This window comes from Streptomyces sp. NPDC048825, assembly GCF_043198355.1.
Taxonomy (GTDB): domain Bacteria; phylum Actinomycetota; class Actinomycetes; order Streptomycetales; family Streptomycetaceae; genus Streptomyces; species Streptomyces xiangluensis.
In genome coordinates, this window is sequence record NZ_JBICUR010000008.1 from 317102 (window position 1) to 340712 (window position 23611).

Below are 23611 nucleotides of genomic sequence, written 5' to 3' on the forward strand. Positions count from 1 at the left end.
CGCCTGCGGGGCTCGTACGGGGCGCTTACGCCTTGGCGCGCGCCGCCATCCTCGCCTTACGTGCTGCCAGCTTCTCGTCGAACTTCAGGGCCTCCGCGTCCAGACCGCCCATGAACATACCGAGTTCCTCCTGGGCCTTGAGGCCCTCCGGGCCGAGGCCGTCGATCTCCAGGACCTTGAGGTGGCGCAGCACCGGCTGCAGCACGTCGTCGTGGTGGATCCGCATGTTGTAGACCTCGCCGATCGCCATCTGCGCGGCGGCCCGCTCGAAGCCGGGCATGCCGTGGCCGGGCATCCGGAAATTGACGATGACGTCGCGGACGGCCTGCATGGTCAGGTCGGGGGCGAGCTCGAAGGCGGCCTTCAGAAGGTTCCGGTAGAAGACCATGTGCAGGTTCTCGTCGGTCGCGATGCGCGCCAGCATGCGGTCGCAGACCGGGTCACCCGACTGGTGGCCGGTGTTGCGGTGCGAGACGCGGGTGGCGAGCTCCTGGAAGGCGACGTACGCGACGGAGTGCAGCATCGAGTGGCGGTTGTCCGACTCGAAACCCTCGCTCATGTGCACCATGCGGAACGCCTCGAGCTTGTCGGGGTCGACCGCGCGCGACGCGAGCAGGTAGTCGCGCATCACGATGCCGTGTCGGCCCTCCTCGGCGGTCCAGCGGTGCACCCAGGTGCCCCAGGCGCCGTCACGGCCGAAGAGGGATGCGATCTCGTGGTGGTAGCTGGGGAGGTTGTCCTCGGTGAGAAGATTGACGACCAGCGCGATCCGGCCGATCTCGGTGACCTTGGACTGCTCCTTGCCCCAGGCTTCGGCGTCCTCGAAGAAACCGGGGAAGTTACGGGCGTCGCTCCACGGCACGTACTCGTGCGGCATCCAGTCCTTGGCCACCTTGAGGTGGCGGTTGAGCTCCGTCTCGACAACTTCCTCCAGCGCGTGCAGCAGACGTGCGTCTGTCCAGGTGGAGGACGGGCTGCCGAGGTGAGGGGAAGTGATCGTCATGGGTGCTCCAGGGGGACGTATGAGCAGAGGTTGGCGAACCTACGGCATCGTAGGCTACGAGACCGTAGGTTACGACACCGTAGGTTAAGTGCGCTATAAGGGCCCCTCACATAGGTGAACGGCCTCTGAACAGCGGGATCTTCGAGCTCGAGCCGTGTCGGACACGGACCCGCAGGTCCCCGGCGGGGCGGGTGTCCCGGCCCGGCCGGTCAGGCATAGAGCTCCCGCAGCCGGACCGAGAGGCATGTCACACAGCCCTCGAGCTTCTCGAACTCGCTGATGTCCACGAGGACGGGTTCGTGGCCGAGATCGGCGAACAGCTCGGCGGTCTTCGGAGCGCTCGCCGCCATCAGCAGCTTTCCGCCGCCCAGGAGAACGACATGGGCGCCGGACTCCTCCGGCACCGACAGGAACCGCGGGAACAGCGAAGGTGTGTCCACCAGCGGCCCGTGTCCGATGACCGTGCCGTCGGGCAGCGCGGTGACCGCCGACTTCAGATGCAGCACCTTGCTCACCGGTACGGCGACGACACGGGCGCCGAGCGGTTCGAAGGCGGCCCGCAGCTGCTGGATGCCCGCCGCGTTGGTGCGCCCGCCGCGCCCCACGTACACGGTGTCGCCGATCTTCAGGACGTCGCCGCCCTCGAGTGTGCCCGGATCCCACACCCAGTTCACCGAGCAGCCGAGCCGGGCCACGGCCTCCTCGACCCCGGCGGTCTCCTCACGCCGCGACTCGGCGCCCGGGCGGGCGATGAGCGCCACGTTGCGGAAAACGACCACCGTGTCCTCCACGAACACCGAGTCGGGGCAGTCGTCCTCGGGCTCCACCTCGATGGTCTCCCAGCCGTGCGCGCCGAGCACCCCGACGTACGCCTCCCACTGCCGCATCGCGAGCTCGGCGTCGACCGGTTCCCGCTCGATGTGCGTGACCAGTCCTTCGGCCAGACGGGGGCTGGGTCGGCGGATGAGGGCCTTCTGGCTGGGCACGCGCGGGTCTCCGAATCGAAGGGGTTCGCAGTGGTGTATCCGCACATCATGCAGCCCGCGCCCCTTCCGTCAACAGCCCCCTTGGCCAGCGCTTCGGCGCCACGCCCCGCGTACCCCCTGCGACTCAGCCCATGCCGACCGCCCGGCGCAGATGTTCGGCCGTGAACGATCCCTCCGCGTCGAGCAGCCCGCGCGGCGGCCCTTCGAAGATCACCTGTCCGCCGTCCTTGCCGCCGTCGGGCCCGAGGTCGATGACCCAGTCGGCGTGCGCCACGACATCCAGGTTGTGCTCGACCACCAGGACGGTGTTGCCGCTGTCGACCAGCCGGTCGAGGAGGGCGAGCAGTCCGTCGACGTCGGACATGTGCAGCCCGGTCGTCGGCTCGTCCAGGACGTACACCGCGCCCGTCCGGTGCAGCCGTGTCGCGAGCTTGATGCGTTGCCGCTCACCTCCGGAGAGCGTGGACAGAGGCTGACCCAGCGTCAAATACGTGAGTCCCACGTCCCGCAGGGCGCACAGACGGCGGCGTACGCCCGTGTCCGTGAAGAACTCCAGCGCCTGATCGGCCGTCATCTCCAGCACGTCGACGATGGAGTTGCCACCCACGGTCAGCCGCAGTACCTCGTCCTTGAAACGCCGTCCTTCGCAGTCGGGGCAGGTCGTGGTCACCGGATCCATGAACGCGAGATCCGTGTAGCTGACTCCGCGCCCCTGACAAGTCCCGCACGCACCTTCGGAGTTGAAGCTGAACAACCCCGTCTCGGTCCCCGTCTCCCGCGCGAAGATCCTCCTTACGGTGTCCATGACGCCGATGTACGTCGCCGGGGTGGACCGCGCCGAGATGCCGATGGACGACTGGTCGACGACGACCGCGTCCGGGTGGGCGGCCGTGAACGCCTGGGAGACGAGCGTGCTCTTGCCGGAGCCGGCGACACCGGTCACCACGGTCAGCACACCGGTGGGGAACTCCACCGTGACGTCCCGCAGGTTGTGCAGATCCGCGCCCTTCACCCACAGCCCGCCGGTGGCCTGCCGGGTCCGCTCCTTGAGCCGGGTGCGGCGGCGCAGGCAGCGGCCCGTGAGGGTGTCGGCCGCGGCCAGAGCGCGGGGCGTTCCCTCGAACACCACGTGCCCGCCCTCGGCCCCTGCCCCGGGCCCCAGGTCGACGACATGGTCGGCGAGGGCGATGACGTCCGGGTCGTGCTCGACCACGAGCACGGTGTTTCCCTTGTCGCGCAGCCGCAGCAGCAGATCGCCCAGGCGGCCCACATCGCGCGGGTGCAGGCCGACGCTCGGCTCGTCGAAGATGTACGTCATCCCGGTCAGGCTCGAGCCGAGATGCCGCACCGTCTTCAGGCGCTGGCCCTCTCCGCCGGAGAGCGTGGCGGTCTCCCGGTCGAGGCTGAGGTAGCCGAGCCCGATCGCCTCGATCCTCTCCAGCGAGGCCACGGCCGCGCCGGCGATCGGCCCTGCGACGGGGTCGTCGATGTCCTTCAGTACCGTGATCAGGTCGCTGACCTGCAGCCGGGTGCAGTCGGCGATGGACAGTCCGCCGACGCGGGTGGCGAGCGCCGCCGCGTTCAGCCGTGCTCCGTGGCACACCGGGCAGGTGTCCTCCGTCAGGAAACGCTGCACCTGGTCGCGGGTCTTCTGGCTCAGCGCCGACAGGTCCCGCTTGAGGTACAGCCGCTCGAAACGGTCGGCGAGCCCTTCGTAGTCGGTGCTCCAGCTCCCGTCCGAGTTGTTGATGGTGACCTTGCTCCCGGAGCGCCCGCGCAGCAGGAACTCCCGCTCGGCCACGGTGAATTGGCGTACGGGCTTGTGCGGGTCCAGCTCGGTGGTGTTCGTGTACGCCTGCCCCTGCCAGGTCCCCGCGGCGAACGGCGGGAAGCGGATCGCGCCGTCCGCGAGCGAGCGGTCCGGGTCCAGGATGCGGTCCCAGTCGGGCCGGACCGTGCGCCCGAGACCGTCGCACTCGGGGCACATGCCCGACGGATCGTTGAACGAGTACGCGGTCGCCGGACCCGCGCTCGGTGTGCCGTACCTCGAGAACAGCACACGGATCACCGAGTACACGTCCGTCATCGTGCCCACGGTGGACCGGGAGTGACCGCCGACCGGCCGCTGGTCGACGACGATCGCCGGTGAGAGATCCTCGATGGCCTCCGCGTGCGGCCGCTCGTACTTCGGCAGCCGGTTGCGGATGAACCAGGTGAAGGTCTCGTTCAGCTGGCGCTGCGACTCGACCGCGATCGTGTCGAAGACGACGGACGACTTCCCCGAGCCCGAAACGCCGGTGAAGACGGTCAGCCGGCCTTTCGGGATACGGAGAGTGACATCGCGGAGGTTGTTCTCCCGGGCCCCTGTGACCTGGATGAACATGGGGGTCCCCTCGCTCATGGGGGTCCCCCCGCTCGAGCGGGGTCGAGAGTGGGGAGTACCGGTGGTCAGTTGGCTCATACCGGCGAAGCTAGCCGGGATACCCGACAGCTTCTGGCGTGGTTTCCTTGAGTTCTCCTTCCAGTAGCAGCCAGCGCGTGATCCCGATCGACTCCAGGAACGGCACATCGTGGCTCGCCACGATCAGCGCGCCCTCGTACGACTCCAGGGCCGTCGTCAGCTGTCGCACGCTCGCCATGTCGAGGTTGTTCGTCGGCTCGTCGAGCATGAGCAGCTGGGGTGCGGGCTCGGCCAGGATCAGGGCGGCCAGCGTCGCCCGGAAGCGTTCGCCTCCGGAGAGCGTCGCGGCCTGCTGGTCGGCGCGGGCTCCCTTGAACAGGAAGCGGGCCAGGCGGGCCCGGATCCGGTTGTTCGTGGCGCTCGGTGCGAAGCGCGCCACGTTCTCGGCGACGGTCAGGTCGTCGTCCAGTACGTCCAGGCGCTGAGGCAGGAAACGCAGGGGTACGTGGGCCTGCGCCTCCCCGGAGAGCGGTTCCAGTTCCCCGGAGACCGTCCGGAGCAGGGTGGTCTTGCCCGCGCCGTTGCGTCCGATCAGCGCGACCCGTTCGGGGCCGCGCAGCTCGAAGCCGCCGGCCACGCGGGCGCCGTACCTCAGCTCCAGATCCTGGAGCGTGAGTACGGTGCGGCCGGGCGGCACGGCCGTGTACGGGAGGTCCACGCGGATCTCGTCGTCGTCCCGTACGGCGTCGACCGCCTCGTCGAGGCGTTCCTTGGCCTCGGTGAGCTTGTCCTCGTGCATGATGCGGTGCTTGCCGGCGGACACCTGGGCCGCGCGGCTCTTCAGCTTCATCACGGCCCGGGGTTCGCGCTTGGTGTCGTACATCTTCTGCGCGTACCTCTTGCGGCGGGCCAACTTGACCTGCGCGTCGGCCAGTTCGCGCTTCTGCTTCTTCATGTCCGCCTCGGCGACGCGCACCATGCGCTCGGCCGCCTCCTGTTCGGTGGCGAGCGCCTCCTCGTACGCCGAGAAGTTGCCGCCGTACCAAGTGACCTCTCCCACCCGTCGCCCGCCACCACCCTCAACCGAGGCGCTGCGCGCCGCACCTCTTCCTCGGTGCAGATCGGCGATCTGGTCGACCAGTTCGAGGAGTTCGCGGTCGTGGCTGACCACGACCATCACTCCGGACCAGGCATCGACCGCGGCGTACAGGCGCCGACGGGCGTACAGGTCGAGGTTGTTGGTGGGCTCGTCCAGGAGGAGTACGTCGGGTCGGCGCAGGAGCAGCGCGGCCAGACGCAGCAGGACGGACTCGCCGCCCGAGACCTCGCCGATCGTGCGGTCCAACTCGATGTGGGCGAGGCCGAGTTCGCCGAGCGTTGCGAGGGCGCGTTCCTCGACGTCCCAGTCGTCGCCGACGACGTCGAAGTGGTGCTCGGCGACGTCGCCCGACTCGATGGCGTGCAGCGCGGCGCGCTTCTCGGCGATGTCGAGTGCCTCGTCGACGCGCAGCGAGGTGTCGAGGGTGACGTTCTGCGGCAGGTAGCCGACCTCGCCCGCCACCCGGATGGTGCCGTCGGTCGGTGTGAGCTGCCCGGCGATCAGCTTCAACAGGGTTGATTTTCCTGATCCGTTGACGCCGACGAGCCCGGTCCTGCCGGGTCCGAAGGCCACCTGCAGATCGTCGAAGACGGTGCTGCCGTCCGGCCAGGCGAAGCGCAGTGAGGTGCAGGTGATGGAGGTGGGGAAGGTAGACATGGGGCCTCGCGGTTGCTTGATGCGGTCAGGGCAACGCGTATCGAGACACCGGCATGCACCGGCAGGGCACCGGGGAGGCGACGACGGCCGAAAAGACGGGCAGGAGTCCTGGAGGTCCGGGGAAGGTCCCGCTCCGGAGGACGGCTCGTATGCCGAGGTCGCACGCGGCGCACACACGCAGACAGGTGTGACGCGGTGTCTCAGGACCTCAGACGAGCAACGTCCTTCTCCAATCGACGGCAACAGGACCGCTGTACACCGTAGGAGCGGGCCTGGTGCCTGTCAACGCATTAACGGGACCCCCGGTCTCGGCCCGCACGCGCGCTCGTCCACCGTGGCGCGCGGGAGTTGCAAGGGATCAGAGGGCGTCCCGCATGAGTTCGGCCAGGGCGTGGTCCATGTCCTGGTGCTGGTGCTCGAGGCCGAGCGGCACCAGCTCCGTCGTGCTCTGAAGGAAGCGCCGCAGTTCACCCGCGCGGACGTGCACCACGGCGGTGCCCTCGGGAGCGTGGAACTCCAGAACGACGCGGTCGTATCCGTACGGCCGCACCCGTACGTCGCCGTTACCCACCGGCTCCTCCAGACCCGAGACGAGCAGCTCGCGGGCGAAGGTCCAGCACACGTCCACGCCTTCGAGGGTGGCCGGGGCCGGGAAGGTCATGCGGACGGCGAACGGTTCACGAGGGTCGTAGTGGAGCGCCGCGGGAATGCTCGGCATCCGCGGTGCGGCGGCGACGAGGCGGGCCTCGACAGGCTGCTCGATGACAGTGGACAACGCCTGCTCCCTTGTGACGGCTGGACGAACGGTGAACGGATGACGCCGTGCACTTGAAGAGACGACAGAATCAGCCATTCCGTGCGCACGAAGACGCACTACTTCGAGTGACCTGTGTCACCGCCTTCAATCATCCATGGGGCCACCGTTGTCAGTTGGGGCATCTGGACGTCACCGGGGGAGTGGGCTAGCTTCGCCCGCCATGAGGGGCTTGGGGACAACGCGACCGAAGAGATTCATGAGGCGACTGCTGGCGGTGGGGGTGTGCGGGGCCGCGCTCGCCGCCGTACTCACGGAGCCCGCCCGGGCAGAGGAACCGGACCGGCGGCCTCCGCACTGGGAGCTCAAGGACAGCGGCACCGACGTACGCTTCCGCGGTCTCTCCGCCGTCAGCCGGAACACGGCGTGGCTGGCCGGATCCCGTGGCACCGTGCTGCGCACCTCCGACGGCGGCGCGAGCTGGCGGAACGTATCGCCGCCCGGGGCCGAAGAGTTGGAGTTCCGGGACATCGAGGCGTTCGACGGCAAGCGTGCCGTGGTGCTGGCCATCGGCGAGGGTGAGGCCTCGCGGATCTTCCGCACCGACGACGGCGGCGAGACCTGGACCGAGTCCTTCCGCAACACCGACGCGAGGGCCTTCTACGACTGCGTCACCTTCTTCGACCGGCGCCACGGACTGGCGATGAGCGACCCCGTGGACGGAAAGTTCCGGATCCTGTCGACCAGCGACGGCGGACGCTCGTGGAAGGTGCTGCCCAGCGACGGGATGCCCGCGGCGCAGGAGGGCGAGGCGGGCTTCGCGGCCAGCGGGCAGTGCCTCGTCAGCTCGGGGCCGCGCGATGTGTGGCTGGCCACTGGCGGGGCCGCACGCGCGCGCGTGCTGCACTCCTCCGACCGCGGACTGACCTGGACGGCCACCGACACCCCGGTTCCCGCGGGCGATCCGGCACGCGGCGTCTTCGCCCTCGCCTTCCGCGACCGTACGCACGGCATCGCGGTCGGCGGCGACTACCGCGCGGACCAGCCGTCACCGCAGGCCGCCGCCGTCAGCGGCGACGCCGGCCGCACCTGGGCGCCCGCCGCGCAGCCGCCGCCCGCCTACCGCTCCGGCGTCACCTGGCTCCCGCACAGCCGCTCGGCCGCCCTCGCCGTCGGACCCACCGGAACCGACCTCACCACCGATGGCGGGCGCACCTGGCACACCCTCGACACGGGCTCGTACGACACCGTCGACTGCACCCCCGACCTGGGCTGCTGGGCCTCCGGCGAGCAGGGCCGGGTGGCACGGTTGGAGCGCTGATGCGGGTGGGCCCGGCCCGTGCTTGGCTGGAAGAGGGGCGGCTTCCAGCAGTCTTCTAGCAGCAAGGAGTCCGGCCATGGCACGTGGCTCGAGTTCCAAGCGGGAACGCCAGCAGGAACACATAAAGGAAAGCGAGCGCGAACGCGGCGCGAGCGAGCGGCGCGCCGAGGAGATCGCCGCCCGAACCACCGACAAGGAACGCGCTCAGCGCGGCGAGTCGAAGAGCACGAGCCGCACGTCGGCCCAGGACACCTCGACCGGCCGTCGCGGCGGCCGTGAGTCCCGCGAAGGGGCCACGTACGACCAGCTCTACGAGGAGGCGAAGAGCCGCAACATCGAGGGCCGCTCCAAGATGAACAAGGAGGAGCTGTCGAGGGCCCTCGGCCGCTGAACGCCGCCCCCGGCACCCGACCGCGTACGCTCGATTCCACCATGACGACCGTACGCATCCCCGCGGGCTGGCCCACCACCGAAGAGCAAGCACGTGCCGTGCAGGACGAGTTGCACGGGCGCGTCGTACTCGACGAGCCGGGGCCGCCGCCGGGGACCGGCCGGGTGACGGGGGTGGACGTGGCGTACGACGACGAGCGTGACGTCGTCGTGGCCGCGGCCGTCGTCCTGGACGCGGCGAGTCTGGACATCGTGGCCGAGTCCACGGCCGTGGGGCGGGTGTCCTTTCCCTACGTCCCCGGGCTGCTGGCCTTCCGCGAGCTCCCGGCCGTCCTGGCCGCCCTCGACGCGCTGCCCTGCGAGCCGGGCCTCGTCGTCTGCGACGGCTACGGTCTCGCCCATCCCCGCGGCTTCGGACTGGCCAGCCACCTCGGCGTCCTCACGGGCCTGCCGGCCATCGGCGTCGCCAAGAACCCCTTCTCCTTCGCGTACGAGGAGCCGGGCGCCCCGCGCGGATCCTCGTCGCCGCTGCTCGCGGGCGAGGAGGAGGTCGGCCGGGCGCTGCGCACCCAGCAGGGCGTCAAGCCGGTCTTCGTCTCGGTCGGCCACCGGGTGAGCCTGGAGAACGCCTGCGCCCACACGCTCCAGCTGGCGCCCCGCTTCCGCCTCCCGGAGACGACCCGCCGCGCTGACGCGCTGTGCCGCAAGGCCCTGAAGGCGACTGAGTACGTCGTCTGAGTATCTGTACGGATGCCGGGCCCCCGTCCCGCTCGGCAGGCTGGCCCGCATGACGACACACCGCGCCACGAAGCCCGCCGCCAGCCAGCCCGTCGAACGCGCCCTCATGGCGGGCCTGGTCCTCGCGGTCCTCGCCGGGGTCGGCTGGATAGCGGGGATGATCTACACGGTCATGGGCTGGTAGGTCAGCTAGCGCGAGGCCGCGACCCGGAAGGCGATTCCCGCCTCCCGTAGGCGCTCGATGAGCCGGTCGCCCATCGCCACCGCCGTCGTGACCTGGCCCGATGTCGGCGGGAGTTCGTCGAAGGCCAGGCACAGGGCGGACTCGGCGAGCATCTTGGCGGTCTCGCCGTAGCCGGGGTCGCCGCCCGCGACCTCCGTGAAGACGCGCCGTCCGCCGCCCTCTCCCACGAACCGCACCGAGAACCAGCTCCTCGCTCGCTTCTCCTCGCTCGGCCCCTCACCGGGCTTGAGCCGGTCCGAGAGCCAGCGCCGGGCCGGTGGCAGCTGCGCCGCCGCGAAGGCCGCACCGGCCGCGGCCAGACCGCCCACCGCGAACGGCAGCCGCTTGGCGGCCGCGTAGTGCCGGTAGCGGAAGTCGGGCCCGTACCGCTCCAGGGCGCGGGCCGAGCGCCGCACGATCTGCGCGTCGATCGTGGGCAGCGGCACCGCCCACGCGCCCACCTCCTTGGCGTACCGGGGCGCGCTCACAGGCGCGTACGCCCGCCGGCCGGCCGGCCGCGGCTCGTGCCGCCCTCGGTCCCGCGCCGCGGCAGCCATCTGTGGCCCGCGCGAGAACTGGTTGAGGGCGGAGGCGAATGTGCCACCGGAGAACATCCCGTCGGCGCGTACGAACCCGTCGACCGTCAGCGGCACCCCTTCGGGAAGCTGCCGGACGGTGAAGTACGCGCCCAGGTCGTGCGGAATGGAGTCGAAGCCGCACGCGTGCACCAGCCGCGCCCCGGTCTCACGCGCGCGTGCGTCGTGCCGCACATACATGAGGTCCACGAACTCGGGCTCTCCGCAGAGGTCGACGTAGTCGGTGCCGGCGTCCGCGCAGGCGGCGAGCAGTTCCTCGCCGTACTTCAGGTAGGGCCCGACGGTGGTGGCCACCACGCGTGCGTGGACCGCGAGTTCGCGCAGGGAGGCCGGATCGCCGACGTCCGCCCGGAGCAGGGGCAGCTCGGCACAGGCCGGGTCGATCGAGGCCAGCCGCTCGCGCAGCCGCTCCAGCTTCGCGGTGTCGCGCGCCGCGATCGCCCAGCGCAGCCCCGGGGGCGCATGCGCGGCGAGGTACTCCGCGGTGAGCTTTCCGACGAACCCCGTGGCCCCGAAGAGCACGACGTCGTACGCCCGCTCCGTCCCGTTCTGGCTGCTCATGGCACCTCTCTGCCGTACACCCCGCGCCGTTGTCGGTGGCTGAGGCTAGCGTGAAGTACGAGGAGCCGAACCACGACCCCGTGCGAGGCGCCCTACCCGAGAACCGGAGGCAGCCGTGGCCGCGACCGAGACCGCCCTGAAGAAGTGGGTGAAAGTGCGCGAGTTCGCCCTCGGACTGCCGGACGCGACCGAGGACTTCCCCTGGGGCGACACCGTCGCGAAGGTCAACAAGAAGGTGTTCGTCTTCCTCGGTGTGACCGACGGCAGCTATCCCATGTACGTGACCGTGAAGCTCAAGGACGAGGCGGTGCACGCCCACGCGATGACTTCGCCGGGTGCCGAGCCCGCCGGGTACGGCCTCGGGAAGGCGGGCTGGGTGAGCATCCCGCTGGAGGAGAAGGGCTCCCCGGCCGCCGAGCTGCTGTGCGACTGGGTCGAGGAGAGCTACCGCACGATCGCCCTCAAGAAGTTCATAGCGGAGCTGGACGCGCGCTGATTCCCTGACGATTCCCTTGTTGGCGCCGGGCGTCGAGAATGACCGACCGACGTGGCTAAGCGCTTGCTCGCCAGAGTCTTGTGCGGCGTGGAACGCGTTCTTAGCATCACGAGTGTTACATCAGTAGTGTCAAAGCGCAGGGGGCTCGATGACAGTGGCAGGGACGTCAGGGCACGGCCCGCTCGCCGGGGTGCGCGTGGTCGAGCTGGCCGGCATCGGGCCCGGTCCGTTCGCCGCCATGCTCCTCGCCGACCTGGGTGCCGACGTCGTCCGTGTGGACCGGCCGCGCGGCGCCGGCCTCGCCGTCGACCCGGACTACGACATCACCAACCGCAACAAGCGGTCCGTGCTCGTCGACCTGAAGACGGACGACGGCCCGGCCCGCGTCCTCGACCTGGTCGAACGCGCCGACATCCTCATCGAGGGCTACCGCCCGGGTGTCGCCGAGCGCCTCGGCGTCGGCCCCGAGACCTGCCAGGCCCGCAACCCGAAGCTCGTCTACGGACGGATGACCGGCTGGGGGCAGCAGGGCCCGCTCGCCCAGCGCGCGGGCCACGACATCGCGTACATCGCGCTGACCGGCACCCTCGGCATGATCGGCGCACCGGATGCCCCGCCCGCCGTCCCCGCGAACCTGCTCGGCGACTACGCGGGCGGCTCGCTCTACCTCGTCGTCGGCGTCCTCGCCGCCCTCCACCACGCCCGTACGACCGGCTCCGGACAGGTCGTGGACGCGGCCATCGTCGACGGTGCCGCCCACCTCGCCGCGATGATCCACAGCATGCTGGCCGCCGGCCGCTGGCAGGACCGGCGCGGCGCCAACCTCCTCGACGGAGGCTGCCCGTACTACGGCACGTACGAGGCGGCAGACGGCCAGTACATGGCGGTGGGCGCGCTCGAGCAGCGGTTCTACGCCGAGTTCGTGGACCTCCTCGGCATCCCGGAACACGCCTCGGCCCACAAGGACCCGGCGCGCTGGGACGAGCTGCGCGAGGCGGTCGCGGCCCGCTTCAAGACCCGTACGCGCGAGGAGTGGACCGCGGTCTTCGAGGGCTCCGACGCGTGCGTGGCGCCGGTCCTCTCCCTGCGCGAGGCGCCGCACCACCCGCACCTCGCCGCCCGCGGCACCTTCACCGACCACGGCGGCATCACCCAGCCGGCCCCCGCCCCCCGCTTCTCGGCCACCCCCACCTCGGTCCGCGGCGGGCCCGCGCGGCCGGGCGCCGACACCGAGGACGTGGCCCGCGACTGGGACGTACCCGGCCTCCTGAAGGGCGGCCCCGAATGAAGCGGCCTCCCACGAAGCTGCAGGTCCTCGCGCCTGAGCAAGCCTCCGCGCCTGAGCAACCCTCCCCGAAAGGCTGACCAGTGAGCACCGAAGCGTACGTGTACGACGCGATCCGCACCCCGCGCGGACGCGGCAAGGCGAACGGCGCCCTGCACGGCACCAAGCCCATCGACCTCGTCGTCGGGCTCATCCACGAGCTCCGGGGCCGTTTCCCGGACCTCGACCCGGCCGCGATCGACGACATCGTGCTCGGAGTCGTCGGCCCGGTCGGCGACCAGGGCTCGGACATCGCGCGGATCGCCGCCATCGCGTCCGGACTGCCCGACACAGTGGCGGGCGTCCAGGAGAACCGCTTCTGTGCCTCCGGCCTCGAAGCCGTCAACCTCGCCGCGATGAAGGTCCGTTCGGGCTGGGAGGACCTCGTGCTCGCGGGCGGTGTCGAGTCGATGTCGAGGGTGCCGATGGCCTCCGACGGCGGCGCCTGGTTCGCCGACCCGATGACCAACATCGCCACCAACTTCGTCCCCCAGGGCATCGGCGCCGACCTCATCGCCACCATCGAGGGCTTTACGCGCCGGGACGTCGACGAGTACGCGGCCCTGTCCCAGGAGCGGGCCGCGGCGGCCTGGAAGGACGGCCGCTTCGATCGGTCCGTCGTGCCGGTGAAGGACCGCAGCGGACTCGTCGTCCTGGACCACGACGAGCACCTGCGCCCCGGCACCACCGCCGATTCGCTGGCGGGCCTCAAGCCGTCGTTCGCGGACATCGGCGACCTGGGCGGCTTCGACGCCGTGGCGCTGCAGAAGTACCACTGGGTGGAGAAGATCGACCACGTGCACCACGCGGGCAACTCCTCCGGCATCGTGGACGGCGCCTCGCTGGTGGCGATCGGCTCGCGCGAGGTGGGGGAGCGGTACGGACTGACGCCGCGCGCCCGGATCGTCGCCGCCGCCGTCTCCGGCTCCGAACCCACGATCATGCTCACGGGGCCCGCGCCCGCGACCCGCAAGGCGCTCGCCAAGGCCGGGCTGACCATCGACGACATCGACCTGGTCGAGATCAACGAGGCCTTCGCCGCCGTCGTCCTCCGCTTCGTCAAGGACATGGGCCTGTCCCTGGACAAGGTCAACGTCAACGGCGGAGCCATCGCACTCGGTCACCCCCTGGGCGCCACGGGAGCGATGATCCTCGGCACCCTCGTCGACGAACTGGAGCGCCAGGACAAGCGGTTCGGCCTCGCCACGCTGTGTGTCGGCGGCGGCATGGGCATCGCCACGATCGTCGAGCGTCTGTGAACGTCCCGTCCGTCCCGTCCCCCTCCTACGGCCCCCACCGCCCTTGCGGCGTCCCCTTTACGGAGCAACAGCCATGACCGAGAGCACCATCCGCTGGGAACAGGACAGGACCGGCGTCGTCACCCTCGTCCTCGACGACCCGAACCAGTCCGCGAACACCATGAACCAGGCGTTCCGGGACTCGCTCACCACGATCGCCGACCGGCTGGAGGCCGAGAAGGACTCCATCCGCGGCATCATCTTCACTTCCGCCAAGAAGACCTTCTTCGCGGGCGGTGACCTGCGCGAACTGATCGCGGTCACTCCCGAAACCTCCGAGTTCACCTTCGAGCGGAGCCTCGCCGTCAAGCGCGACCTCCGCCGCATCGAGACGCTGGGCAAGCCCGTCGTCGCCGCGATGAACGGCGCGGCCCTGGGCGGCGGTTACGAGATCGCCCTCGCCTGCCACCACCGCGTCGCCCTGGACGCCCCCGGCTCCAAGATCGGCTGCCCCGAGGTCACCCTCGGCCTGCTGCCCGGAGGCGGCGGCGTCGTGCGGACCGTACGCCTCCTGGGCATCGCCGACGCCCTGCTGAAGGTGCTCCTCCAGGGCACCCAGTACAGCCCGCGGCGCGCGCTCGAGAACGGCCTCGTCCACGAAGTGGTCACCACACAGGAGGAGTTGCTCGCCAAGGCCCGCGCCTTCATCGAGGCCAACCCCGAGTCCTCGCAGCCCTGGGACAAGCCCGGCTACCGCATCCCGGGCGGCACACCGTCCAGCCCCAAGTTCGCGGCGAACCTGCCCGCCTTCCCGGCGACCCTGCGCAAGCAGACGGGCGGCGCGCCCTACCCGGCCCCGCGCAACATCCTCGCGGCGGCGGTCGAGGGCTCCCAGGTGGACTTCGAGACCGCGCAGGTCATCGAGTCGCGCTACTTCGTGGAGCTGGCCGCGGGCCAGACCTCCAAGAACATGATCCAGGCCTTCTTCTTCGACCTCCAGGCCGTCAATTCCGGAGCCAACCGCCCCAAGGGCATCGAACCCCGCCAGGTCCGCAAGGTCGCCGTCCTGGGCGCCGGAATGATGGGCGCGGGTATCGCCTACTCGTGCGCACGCGCCGGCATCGACGTCGTCCTCAAGGACGTGTCGGCCGAGGCGGCGGCCAAGGGCAAGGGCTACTCCGAGAAGCTCTGCGCCAAAGCCGTCTCCCGAGGACGTACGACGCAGGAGAAGGCCGACGCGCTGCTCGCCCGCATCACGCCCACCGCCGACCCGCAGGACCTCGCCGGCTGCGACGCCGTGATCGAGGCCGTCTTCGAGGACCCGGCGCTCAAGCACAAGGTGTTCCAGGAGATCCAGCACATCGTCGAGCCGGACGCGCTGCTGTGCTCCAACACCTCGACGCTGCCGATCACCGTCCTCGCCGAAGGCGTCGAGCGGCAGGCCGACTTCATCGGGCTGCACTTCTTCTCGCCCGTCGACAAGATGCCGCTCGTCGAGATCATCAAGGGCGAGCGGACCGGTGAGGAAGCCCTCGCGCGCGCCTTCGACCTGGTGCGGCAGATCAAGAAGACCCCGATCGTCGTCAACGACTCGCGCGGCTTCTTCACCTCCCGGGTCATCGGCCACTTCCTCAACGAGGGCGTGGCGATGGTCGGCGAGGGCATCGAGCCCGCCTCGGTCGAGCAGGCCGCGGCCCAGGCGGGCTACCCGGCCAAGGTCCTCTCCCTCATGGACGAGCTGACGTTCACGCTGCCGCGCAAGATCCGCACCGAGACGAAGCGGGCCGTCGAGGAGTCCGGCGGCACCTGGGTGGCGCACCCCGCCGAGGCGGTGATCGACCGCATGATCGACGAGTTCGGCCGTACAGGCCGCAGCGGCGGCGCGGGCTTCTACGAGTACGCCGACGGGAAGCGCTCGGGGCTCTGGCCCGGACTCCGGGAGCACTTCACACGCGAAGGCGCCGAGATCCCCTTCACGGACATGCAGGAGCGCATGCTCTTCTCCGAGGCGCTGGACACGGTCAGGCTCCTGGAGGAGGGCGTCCTGACGTCCGTCGCCGACGCCAACATCGGGTCCATCCTCGGGATCGGCTTCCCCGGCTGGACGGGTGGCGTCCTGCAGTACATCAACGGCTACGACGGCTACGCCGGGGCAGGTGCCGGCCTGCCCGGATTCGTGGCACGCGCGCGTGAGCTCGCCGAGCGCTACGGGGACCGGTTCACGCCACCGGCGCTGCTCGTCCAGAAGGCGGAGAAGGGGGAGCGGTTCAGCGACGCGTAGGTGAGTACGGCGCGGGCGGGGGCCGTTCGGGAGACCGGAACGGCCCCGTTCAGCGTGGGCTCTTGAGCCACTCCCGCAGCTCCCCGTTCAGGGAGCGCTGGAACGTGGTCAGCAGTGCCTGCACCACCAGTGGCTGCATATGCGCCGACAGGGACTTCACCGCCGCCACCGACTCGGTCTCGGACACCTCGTCGCGCAGCAGCCGGGCCAGTTCCCGGGCCGCCGCGCGCGTGTGCTCCAGCAGGACCGTGCGCGCGGCGAGGATGGTCTCGTGCGCGATCGGCACGTCGAGGAGTTGTACGCCCAGCCGCAGCAGCCCGGGATCCACCTGACAGGTCTGCGCGTCAGGAGTCCGTACGACGACGTTCATCGCGGCGAGCCGGTCCAGGTCCTCCTCGCCCAGCGGTCGCCCCGCCCGGCGCTCCAGCTCGGCGCGGCTCATCTCCTGCGTCGACTCGGGCGCCCACGAGGCCACCACGGCACGGTGGATCGCCAGCTCATGGGCGCTCAGGTCGCTCGGCAGCTGCTCCAGATACCGCTCGATCGCGGCCAGCGTCATCCCCTGGCGCTGCAACTCCTCGATGAGCGCCAGCCGGGACAGATGCGCCTGCCCGTAGTGCCCGACCCGACGCGGACCGAGCACGGGCGGCGGCAACAGGCCCTTGGTGCTGTAGAAGCGCACCGTACGCACCGTGACACCCGCACGCGCGGCCAGCTCGTCGACCGTGAGCTTCGGCTCCTCGATGTCCGTCGACATAGCTGCTGCTCCTTCGCGTACTGCGGTACCGCGCCCGGGTGCGGTGCAACAGTATTGCTGTCTCACCAATGGTGGGAAAGCGGGGCGGGCGGGCAGTGAGCTGCCCGCCCGCCGTCGCCTCACCCCGCCTCAGTGCCCGTCCTCATGCCCCTTCTCGCGCTCGTGCCCGTTCTCGCGAGCGTGCTCGTGATCGTGCACGCCATTCGTCGCGGCGATCTTCTTCCAGGACTTCGGCTGGACCGGAGTCTCCCCGGCCAGGGGCGCGATCGAGGCCTCCCGGGCGGCGGGCGCACTCGGCTTCGAGGGCTGGTAGAGCCAGGTGTCGAAGAGGGCGGCAAGAGGCCGGCCCGAGATCCGCTCGGCGTACTTCACGAAGTCGCCGACCGTCGCGTTGCCGTGCGCGTGCTCCTTCGGCCAGCCCTTCAGGATGGCGAAGAAGTCCTCGTCGCCGATCTCGTTGCGCAGGGCCTGGAGGGCCAGGGCGCCCCGGTCGTACACCGCGAGATGGAACTGGTTCTCCGGCCCCGGATCCCCGGGCCTGACCTTCCAGAACGCGTTGTCGGCCGGAAGCGACGCGTACACGTAGTCGGCGAGCTCCTGCGCCGTCCCTTCGCCCTCGTGCTCCGACCACAGCCACTGGGCGTACCGCGCGAAGCCCTCGTTGATCCAGATGTCCTTCCAGCCGGCGACGGACACGAGGTTGCCGTACCACTGGTGCGCCAGCTCATGGACGACCACGGACACATTCGTGCCGTTCGCGAACTGGCGCGGACTGTAGAAGGGCCGGGTCTGGGTCTCCAGCGCGTACCCGGTCTCGGCGGTGTTCGGGACGTAGCCGCCGAGCGCGTTGAAGGGATACGGCCCGAAGTACTCCGTCAGCCAGTCGGCGACCTCCCCGGTGCGCTCGATGCTCGCGCGCGCCGCCCCGTAGTTGTCGCCCAGATCCTTGCTGTACGCGTTGACGATCGGGATGCCGCTCTCCGACTTGCCGGTCGTGACGTCGAACTTCCCGACCGCCAGCGTGGCGAGATACGTGGCCTGCGGTTTGTTGGACCGCCAGTTGTAGCGCGTCCAGCCGGCCCGTGAACTCGTCGACTGGAGTGTGCCGTTGGAGATCGCCTGCGAGCCGTCCGGCACCGATACCGACACGTCGTACGTGGCCTTGTCCAGCGGATGGTCATTGCTCGGGAACCACCACCAGGCGGCCTCGGGCTCGTTCGCCCCGACGCCGCCGTCCGGCGTACGGTGCCAACTGGTGAAGCCGTACGCCGACTTCGAGGACGGCACGCCGCTGTAGCGCACCACCACGGTGACGGGCGTGCCCTTGGGCAGCGGTGTCTTCGGCGTGACCTCCAGTTCGTGCTCGCCGGAGGTCTTGAACGACGCCTTCGCGCCGTTCACCCGTACCTCGCTGACGTCGAGCAGAAAGTCCAGATTGAACCGCGACAGATCCTGTGTCGTGGTCGCCAGGAGGGTCGCCGTGCCCTCCAACTTGTCCGTTTCCGGCTGGTACTTGAGCCGGAGGTCGTAGTGCGAGACGTCGTATCCGCCGTTGCCGTAGGCCGGGTAGTAGGGGTCGCCGATGCCCGGCGCTCCGGGCTCGTAGTCGGCCGCCGATGCCGGGATCGCCAGCAGCAGGGAGGCCGCGAGTGCGCCCGGGGCGATGAGTCTGCGGTGCACGTTCAGCTCCAAGTCGTGGGGGCATGAAGTCTGTTCGGACACTATTCAGTCCCTGTGGACCCTGTCGTGTCCACGGCCGCCCCTGTCACACGATCGCCATTCGGCCGACATGACCCAATCCATCCCACGGCCCTTTCAAGACCCCTCCTCCCCGCGGGACCCGTTCGGTCCATTGGCTCCCCAACGACCCTCTTTCGCCCACGAGTTGACCGGGGTACCTTCCGCGCATGCCGATACGTGCGCGCGTCATGCGCTTCAGGACCTGGAGAACGCTCGCGACGGCGGCCACAGCCGCCCTGATGGCCACGCTCCTCACCCCGGCCGCCGCACAGAGCGCCCCGCGGGAGAGCAAGCCCGTGTACTCGTACGAGAACGCGATACGCGAGTCCGTATGGGTGGACACCCGACTCGACGGCGACAAGGACGGGAAGACCGACCGCGTCGCCGTCGACATCGTCCGGCCCCGCGAACCCGCCCGGCAGGGCCGGAAGATACCCGTGATCATGGACGCCAGCCCGTACTACTCCTGTTGCGGGCGCGGCAACGAGAGCCAGAAGAAGACGTACGACGCGAACGGCAACGTCGTCCAGATGCCGCTGTTCTACGACAACTACTTCGTGCCGCGCGGATACGCGTTCGTCGGCGTCGACTTCACCGGCACCAACCGCTCCGACGGTTGCGTGGACGTCGGCGGACGCTCCGACGTCCAGTCCGCGAAGGCCGTCGTCGACTGGCTGAACGGCCGCGCCAAGGGCTACACCTCCCGGACGGGCAGTACGAAGGCCAAGGCCGACTGGACCAACGGCAAGACCGGCATGATCGGCAAGAGTTACGACGGGACCGTCGCGAACGGCGTCGCCGCGACCGGAGTCGAGGGCCTTGAGACGATCGTTCCGATCGCCGCCATCTCCTCCTGGTACGACTACTACTTCGCCAAGGGCGCCCCGCTGTACGACTCCGGACCCGACTGGCTGTCCAACTACGTCGAGAGCCCCGACGCCCGCGCCAAGTGCGCCGCCGTGCAGCAGAAGCTCGTCGAAGGAGCCCCGCGCACCGGCGACTGGACGAAGCTGTGGACCGAGCGCGACTACGTGAAGGACGCCCGCAAGGTCGACGCGAGCGTGTTCGTCATCCACGGCATGCAGGACCTCAACGTCCGCCCCAAGCACTTCGGCCAGTGGTGGGACGCCCTCGCGAAGAACGGTGTCGAGCGCAAGATCTGGCTGTCGCAGACCGGCCACGTCGACCCCTTCGACTTCCGCCGCGCCGAATGGGTGGACACCCTGCACCGCTGGTTCGACCACGAACTCCTCGGCTACGACAACGGCATCGACGACGAGCCGATGGCCGACATCGAGCGCGCCCCTGACAAGTGGGAGACGTCGAGTGTCTGGCCGCCGCGCGGCACGGACACCGTGAGCCTGCGACCCGGCAAGGGCGAGCAGGCGGGCGTCGGCACCCTTGGACTGCGTACCGGATCGGGCACCGAGACCTTCACCGACGACCCGAGCCAGGACGAGACCGACTGGGCCGCGCAGATCGATCAGTCGACTGCCGGCAAGGCCGGATTCGTCACGAAGCCGCTCACGCGCGACCTGCGGCTGTCCGGCTCCTCCAAGGTGACCGTCACCGCCACACCGAGCACCACGACCGCCCATCTCTCCGCGGTGCTTGTCGACCTCGGCCCGGACACCATCCGTGACTACGCGGACGCCGCCGAGGGCATCACCACACTCACCGACCGCAGCTGCTGGGGCCCCAGCACCACGGGTGACAGCTCCTGCTTCAAGGAGACGCAGGCCAAGGCCGCGGACGTCGACTACACGGTGTTCAGCCGGGGCTGGGCCGACCTCGGCAACCATGCCTCGGACCTGAAGGGCGCCCCGCTCACGCCGGGCAAGCCGTACACCATCAGCCTCGACCTGCACGCGAGCGACCACGTCGTCCCGGCCGGGCACCGTCTCGCACTGATCATCGCGGGCACCGACAAGGACCTCATCGACCCTCCGTCCACCACACCGACGCTGAATCTCGATCTGTCCCGTACGTGGGCCCGCGTCCCGTTCGTCGGAGGCGCCAAGGCCTTCTCGGGCGCCACCTCGGGATCCGCGCACGTCAGGCCGGACGCCACTCTCGAGGGGGTCGCCGAGCCCCGGACGCCGCAGCGGGTGCCGGGAGACAACCGCTGAAAGGGTTGAGAGCGGCGGTACCTGTGGTAATTCCTAGGGGCGCAACCAGGAACAAGTGTTTCCGTTCGGCCTCCAGGGGAAGGTGCCGCCGATGACTGAAGACCTGAAGAAGAGGGGAGGCCTGGGAGGTCCATCGGACGTCCCGGGCGGCCCCGGCCACGAAACCGACCGCGTGGTGTTCGGCGTCACCGCCGCGCTCACCGTGGCCTTCGTGATCTGGGGCGCGGTTGCCACCGACTCTCTGGAGAGCGCCTCGACCAAGATGCTCGACGGCCTCATGCACAACGGCGGCTGGGCCTTCGTGCTCGCCGCCTCCGGTTTCGTCGTCTTCGCGCTCTGGCTGGCGGTCAGCCGCTACGGCAGGATCCACCTGGGCACCGAGGGCGAGGAGCCCGAGTTCCGCACCGTGTCATGGGTCGCGATGATGTTCAGCGCCGGTATGGGCATCGGCCTGATGTTCTACGGCGTGAGCGAGCCGCTGTCGCACTACAACACACCCCCGCCGGGCACCAGCCCCGCCGACTCCGCGGAGCGCATGGAGACGGCGATGGCCACCACGCTCTTCCACTGGACCCTGCATCCGTGGGCGATCTACGCGGTGGTCGGCCTCGCCATCGCCTACAGCACCTTCCGCAAACGCCGGCGCCAGACGATCAGCGCGGTGTTCACCCCGCTCATCGGTGAGAAGCACGCGAACGGCCACACGGGCCGGGCGATCGACATCCTCGCGATCATCGCGACCGTCTTCGGCTCCGCGACCTCGCTGGGCCTCGGTGCGCTCCAGATCGGCTCCGGACTCACGGAGCTGGACTGGTTGGACAAGGCGAGCACCGGACTGCTCGTCACCATCATCGCCGTACTGACGCTGGCTTTCGTCGCCTCGGCTGTCTCGGGCGTCGAGCGCGGCATCCAGTGGTTGTCCAACACCAACATGGTGCTGGCGCTGGTGCTCGCCGTGTTCGTGTTCATCGCAGGCCCGACCGTGATCGTCCTCGATCTGCTGCCCACGTCGGTCTTCTCCTTCGTGGGTGACCTGCCGCAGCTCGCCGGCCGCACCGAGGCCAGTGGCGGCGAGGGAGTCGCGGAGTGGCTGAGCGGCTGGACGGTCTTCTACTGGGCGTGGTGGATCTCCTGGACGCCGTTCGTCGGTATGTTCATCGCCCGCATCAGCCGCGGCCGGACCATTCGGCAGTTCGTCGGCGGTGTCATCCTCGTACCCAGCACCGTCTCTCTCGTCTGGTTCGCATTCTTCGGCGGTTCCGCGATGAAGCTGCAGGAGGCCGGCCGGCTCGGCAAAGAGGCGACGCCCGAGGGACAGCTCTTCGGCGTTCTGCAGGAGTACCCCATCGCGACGGCCACCAGCCTGCTCGTGATGATCCTGGTCGGCATCTTCTTCGTCTCCGGAGCCGACGCCGCGTCCATCGTGATGGGCACGCTCTCCCAGAAGGGCGCCCTCGAACCCGGCCGTCTCGTCGTGGTGTTCTGGGGCGTGGTGACCGGGGCCGTCGCCGCGATCATGCTGCTCATCGGCAGCGGTAAGGGCGATGCGCTCGCCGGCCTGCAAAACCTTACGATCCTCGCCGCCGCGCCCTTCGTCCTCGTCATGATCGGGATGTGTTTCGCCCTGATGAAGGATCTGCGCAAGGACCCGGTCATCGTGCGCAGTGCGATGGGTTCCGAGGCCGTCGAGCTCGCCGTGATCGAGGGGCACAAGCAGTACGACGGCGACTTCGGGATCCGTGTCGGTCCCGGACCCGGCACCGACACGGAAGGGGACCCGCTCGGGCACGAGCACCGTTAGCTCCGCTGGGTTGAGCAGGGGAACTGCGGTCGGCTGTTGGCTGCGGGTTGTACGTGGCTGGTCGCGCAGTTCCCCGCGCCCCTAAGGAGGGCCTGCGGCCTCCTTAGGGGCGCGTGCCGCACCATCCGCTTAGAACGGCATCTGTGCGTCAGCGGGAGGCGAGGCCCGCCGCCTCCCGCGCGCAGCCCCACGCCACGGTGACGCCCGCCCCGCCGTGCCCGTAGTTGTGCACCAACACCCGGCCGCCGGGCAGCATTTCACGCTCCAGCCGCACCGCGTCGCGGGCAGGCCTCAGGCCGACCCGGTGCTCGATGATCCGAGCCCCGGCGATCTCCGGCCGCAGCGCCGCACACCGCCGCACGATCGCTTCGGCCACGGCCGGATCGGGCGTCAGGGACCAGTCGCCCTCCTGAGCGGTCCCGCCGAGGATCAGCCCGCCCGGCTGCGGAAAGAAGTACGTCGCCTTGGTGCCGGAATCCCCCGAGGTCAGCCACGTGGTCACCCCGGGGTTCTCCACGATCACCAACTGCCCCCGCACGGGCCACATCCCCGGATCCGGTACGAGCTCCCGCGAGCCAAGGCCCGTGCAGTTGACGACGACCGGCGCCGGGACCTCCGCGAGATCCGTGACGTACCGCTCCTCGACCGTCCCGCCGGCCCTGACGAACCGCTCGCGCAACCAGGCCAGATGCACCGGCATGTCGATCAGCGGCAGCCGCGCCCACAACCCCACCCCGGCGTACTCCCCGGCCCTCGCCGCCCGCAGCCCCGGCACCCGCGCGGCCCACGACCCGAGCCCGTCCAGCACCGTCTCACCGTGTACGCCCTCGACCATGCGTACGCCCGTCTCCTCGGGCCGCGCCGCCAACTCCTCGTACACGGACAGTGATTGCAGCGCCCACTCACCGACGAGCACCTCCGGCTCGATCCGGTACGGCCACCAGATCGCGCCGGCAACGGCCGAGGTGGTCCGCTCGACGGGCTCCCGCGTCCAGATCCGTACCCGCCTGCCGCTCTCCGCGAGGACGACGGCCGTCGTGAGTCCTATGACACCGCCGCCGACCACGATCACGTCATCGTTCCGCTCACTGTTCACAGCCGGACGTTAACGGAATC

General features: G+C 69.9%; 18 protein-coding genes and 1 pseudogene. 10 read left to right on the plus strand and 9 right to left on the minus strand.

The window, feature by feature from the left end:
- Positions 1-25: 25 nt before the first annotated feature.
- From ACGFNK_RS21715 to ACGFNK_RS21735, 5 genes are all read right to left on the minus strand, one after another.
- Positions 26-1003 (minus strand): acyl-ACP desaturase, encoded by a 978-nt coding sequence (locus ACGFNK_RS21715; protein WP_393418168.1) that lies wholly within the window; start codon positions 1001-1003, stop codon positions 26-28.
- 209 nt (positions 1004-1212) lie between these two features.
- A complete protein-coding gene (gene ddaH / locus ACGFNK_RS21720; protein WP_393418170.1) occupies positions 1213-1989 on the minus strand; it encodes a dimethylargininase in 777 nt (258 codons plus the stop codon).
- Positions 1990-2113: 124 nt separating this feature from the next.
- Positions 2114-4390 (minus strand): ATP-binding cassette domain-containing protein, encoded by a 2277-nt coding sequence (locus tag ACGFNK_RS21725; protein ID WP_393418172.1) that lies wholly within the window; start codon positions 4388-4390, stop codon positions 2114-2116.
- A 70-nt stretch (positions 4391-4460) separates the two neighbouring features.
- Positions 4461-6146, minus strand: coding sequence for an ABC-F family ATP-binding cassette domain-containing protein (locus ACGFNK_RS21730; RefSeq protein WP_393418174.1), 1686 nt, complete (start codon positions 6144-6146; stop codon positions 4461-4463).
- A 358-nt stretch (positions 6147-6504) separates the two neighbouring features.
- Complete coding sequence (locus tag ACGFNK_RS21735) at positions 6505-6921, minus strand: SsgA family sporulation/cell division regulator (RefSeq protein ID WP_393418176.1); 417 nt, start codon at positions 6919-6921, stop codon at positions 6505-6507.
- Between the two features lie 238 nt (positions 6922-7159).
- On the opposite strand from ACGFNK_RS21735, the gene ACGFNK_RS21740 reads away from it, so the two are divergent.
- From ACGFNK_RS21740 to mmpA, 4 genes are all read left to right on the plus strand, one after another.
- Positions 7160-8221: a WD40/YVTN/BNR-like repeat-containing protein gene (locus ACGFNK_RS21740; RefSeq protein ID WP_393418178.1), complete on the plus strand. Its 1062-nt coding sequence runs from the start codon at positions 7160-7162 to the stop codon at positions 8219-8221.
- Between the two features lie 76 nt (positions 8222-8297).
- Complete coding sequence (locus ACGFNK_RS21745) at positions 8298-8612, plus strand: plasmid stabilization protein (RefSeq protein WP_393418180.1); 315 nt, start codon at positions 8298-8300, stop codon at positions 8610-8612.
- Positions 8613-8653: 41 nt separating this feature from the next.
- A complete protein-coding gene (locus tag ACGFNK_RS21750) occupies positions 8654-9349 on the plus strand; it encodes an endonuclease V (RefSeq protein ID WP_393418182.1) in 696 nt (231 codons plus the stop codon).
- Positions 9350-9398: 49 nt separating this feature from the next.
- Entirely contained in the window at positions 9399-9533 is a 135-nt protein-coding gene (mmpA, locus tag ACGFNK_RS21755) for a morphogenic membrane protein MmpA (RefSeq protein ID WP_393418184.1), read from the plus strand.
- A 5-nt stretch (positions 9534-9538) separates the two neighbouring features.
- On the opposite strand, the gene ACGFNK_RS21760 is transcribed toward mmpA, so the two are convergent.
- A complete protein-coding gene (locus tag ACGFNK_RS21760) occupies positions 9539-10729 on the minus strand; it encodes a saccharopine dehydrogenase family protein (RefSeq protein WP_393418186.1) in 1191 nt (396 codons plus the stop codon).
- Positions 10730-10844: 115 nt separating this feature from the next.
- Between ACGFNK_RS21760 and ACGFNK_RS21765 the strand changes: the two genes are divergently transcribed.
- From ACGFNK_RS21765 to ACGFNK_RS21780, 4 genes are all read left to right on the plus strand, one after another.
- Positions 10845-11225, plus strand: a complete 381-nt coding sequence (locus ACGFNK_RS21765; RefSeq protein WP_393418189.1) for an MmcQ/YjbR family DNA-binding protein — start codon at positions 10845-10847, stop codon at positions 11223-11225.
- 148 nt (positions 11226-11373) lie between these two features.
- Positions 11374-12513 carry a CaiB/BaiF CoA transferase family protein gene (locus ACGFNK_RS21770; protein WP_393418191.1) on the plus strand — a complete coding sequence of 380 codons (1140 nt, stop codon included), beginning with the start codon at positions 11374-11376 and terminating at the stop codon, positions 12511-12513.
- An 80-nt stretch (positions 12514-12593) separates the two neighbouring features.
- Complete coding sequence (locus tag ACGFNK_RS21775; protein WP_393418193.1) at positions 12594-13808, plus strand: acetyl-CoA C-acetyltransferase; 1215 nt, start codon at positions 12594-12596, stop codon at positions 13806-13808.
- Between the two features lie 73 nt (positions 13809-13881).
- Positions 13882-16068 carry a 3-hydroxyacyl-CoA dehydrogenase NAD-binding domain-containing protein gene (locus ACGFNK_RS21780; protein ID WP_393418195.1) on the plus strand — a complete coding sequence of 729 codons (2187 nt, stop codon included), beginning with the start codon at positions 13882-13884 and terminating at the stop codon, positions 16066-16068.
- A 49-nt stretch (positions 16069-16117) separates the two neighbouring features.
- Here the strand turns inward: ACGFNK_RS21780 and ACGFNK_RS21785 are convergent.
- Positions 16118-16874 (minus strand): annotated as a pseudogene (locus ACGFNK_RS21785) (MerR family transcriptional regulator).
- Positions 16875-16954: 80 nt separating this feature from the next.
- The gene (locus tag ACGFNK_RS21790; RefSeq protein WP_393418197.1) at positions 16955-18505 is read right to left on the minus strand and encodes a M1 family metallopeptidase; all 1551 of its coding nucleotides are present in this window, start codon (positions 18503-18505) and stop codon (positions 16955-16957) included.
- 227 nt (positions 18506-18732) lie between these two features.
- On the opposite strand from ACGFNK_RS21790, the gene ACGFNK_RS21795 reads away from it, so the two are divergent.
- Positions 18733-20694, plus strand: coding sequence for a Xaa-Pro dipeptidyl-peptidase (locus ACGFNK_RS21795; RefSeq protein WP_393418199.1), 1962 nt, complete (start codon positions 18733-18735; stop codon positions 20692-20694).
- Positions 20695-20785: 91 nt separating this feature from the next.
- The gene (locus tag ACGFNK_RS21800; protein WP_393418201.1) at positions 20786-22495 is read left to right on the plus strand and encodes a BCCT family transporter; all 1710 of its coding nucleotides are present in this window, start codon (positions 20786-20788) and stop codon (positions 22493-22495) included.
- 148 nt (positions 22496-22643) lie between these two features.
- On the opposite strand, the gene ACGFNK_RS21805 is transcribed toward ACGFNK_RS21800, so the two are convergent.
- Complete coding sequence (locus ACGFNK_RS21805; protein WP_393418203.1) at positions 22644-23591, minus strand: FAD-dependent oxidoreductase; 948 nt, start codon at positions 23589-23591, stop codon at positions 22644-22646.
- Positions 23592-23611 lie beyond the last annotated feature (20 nt).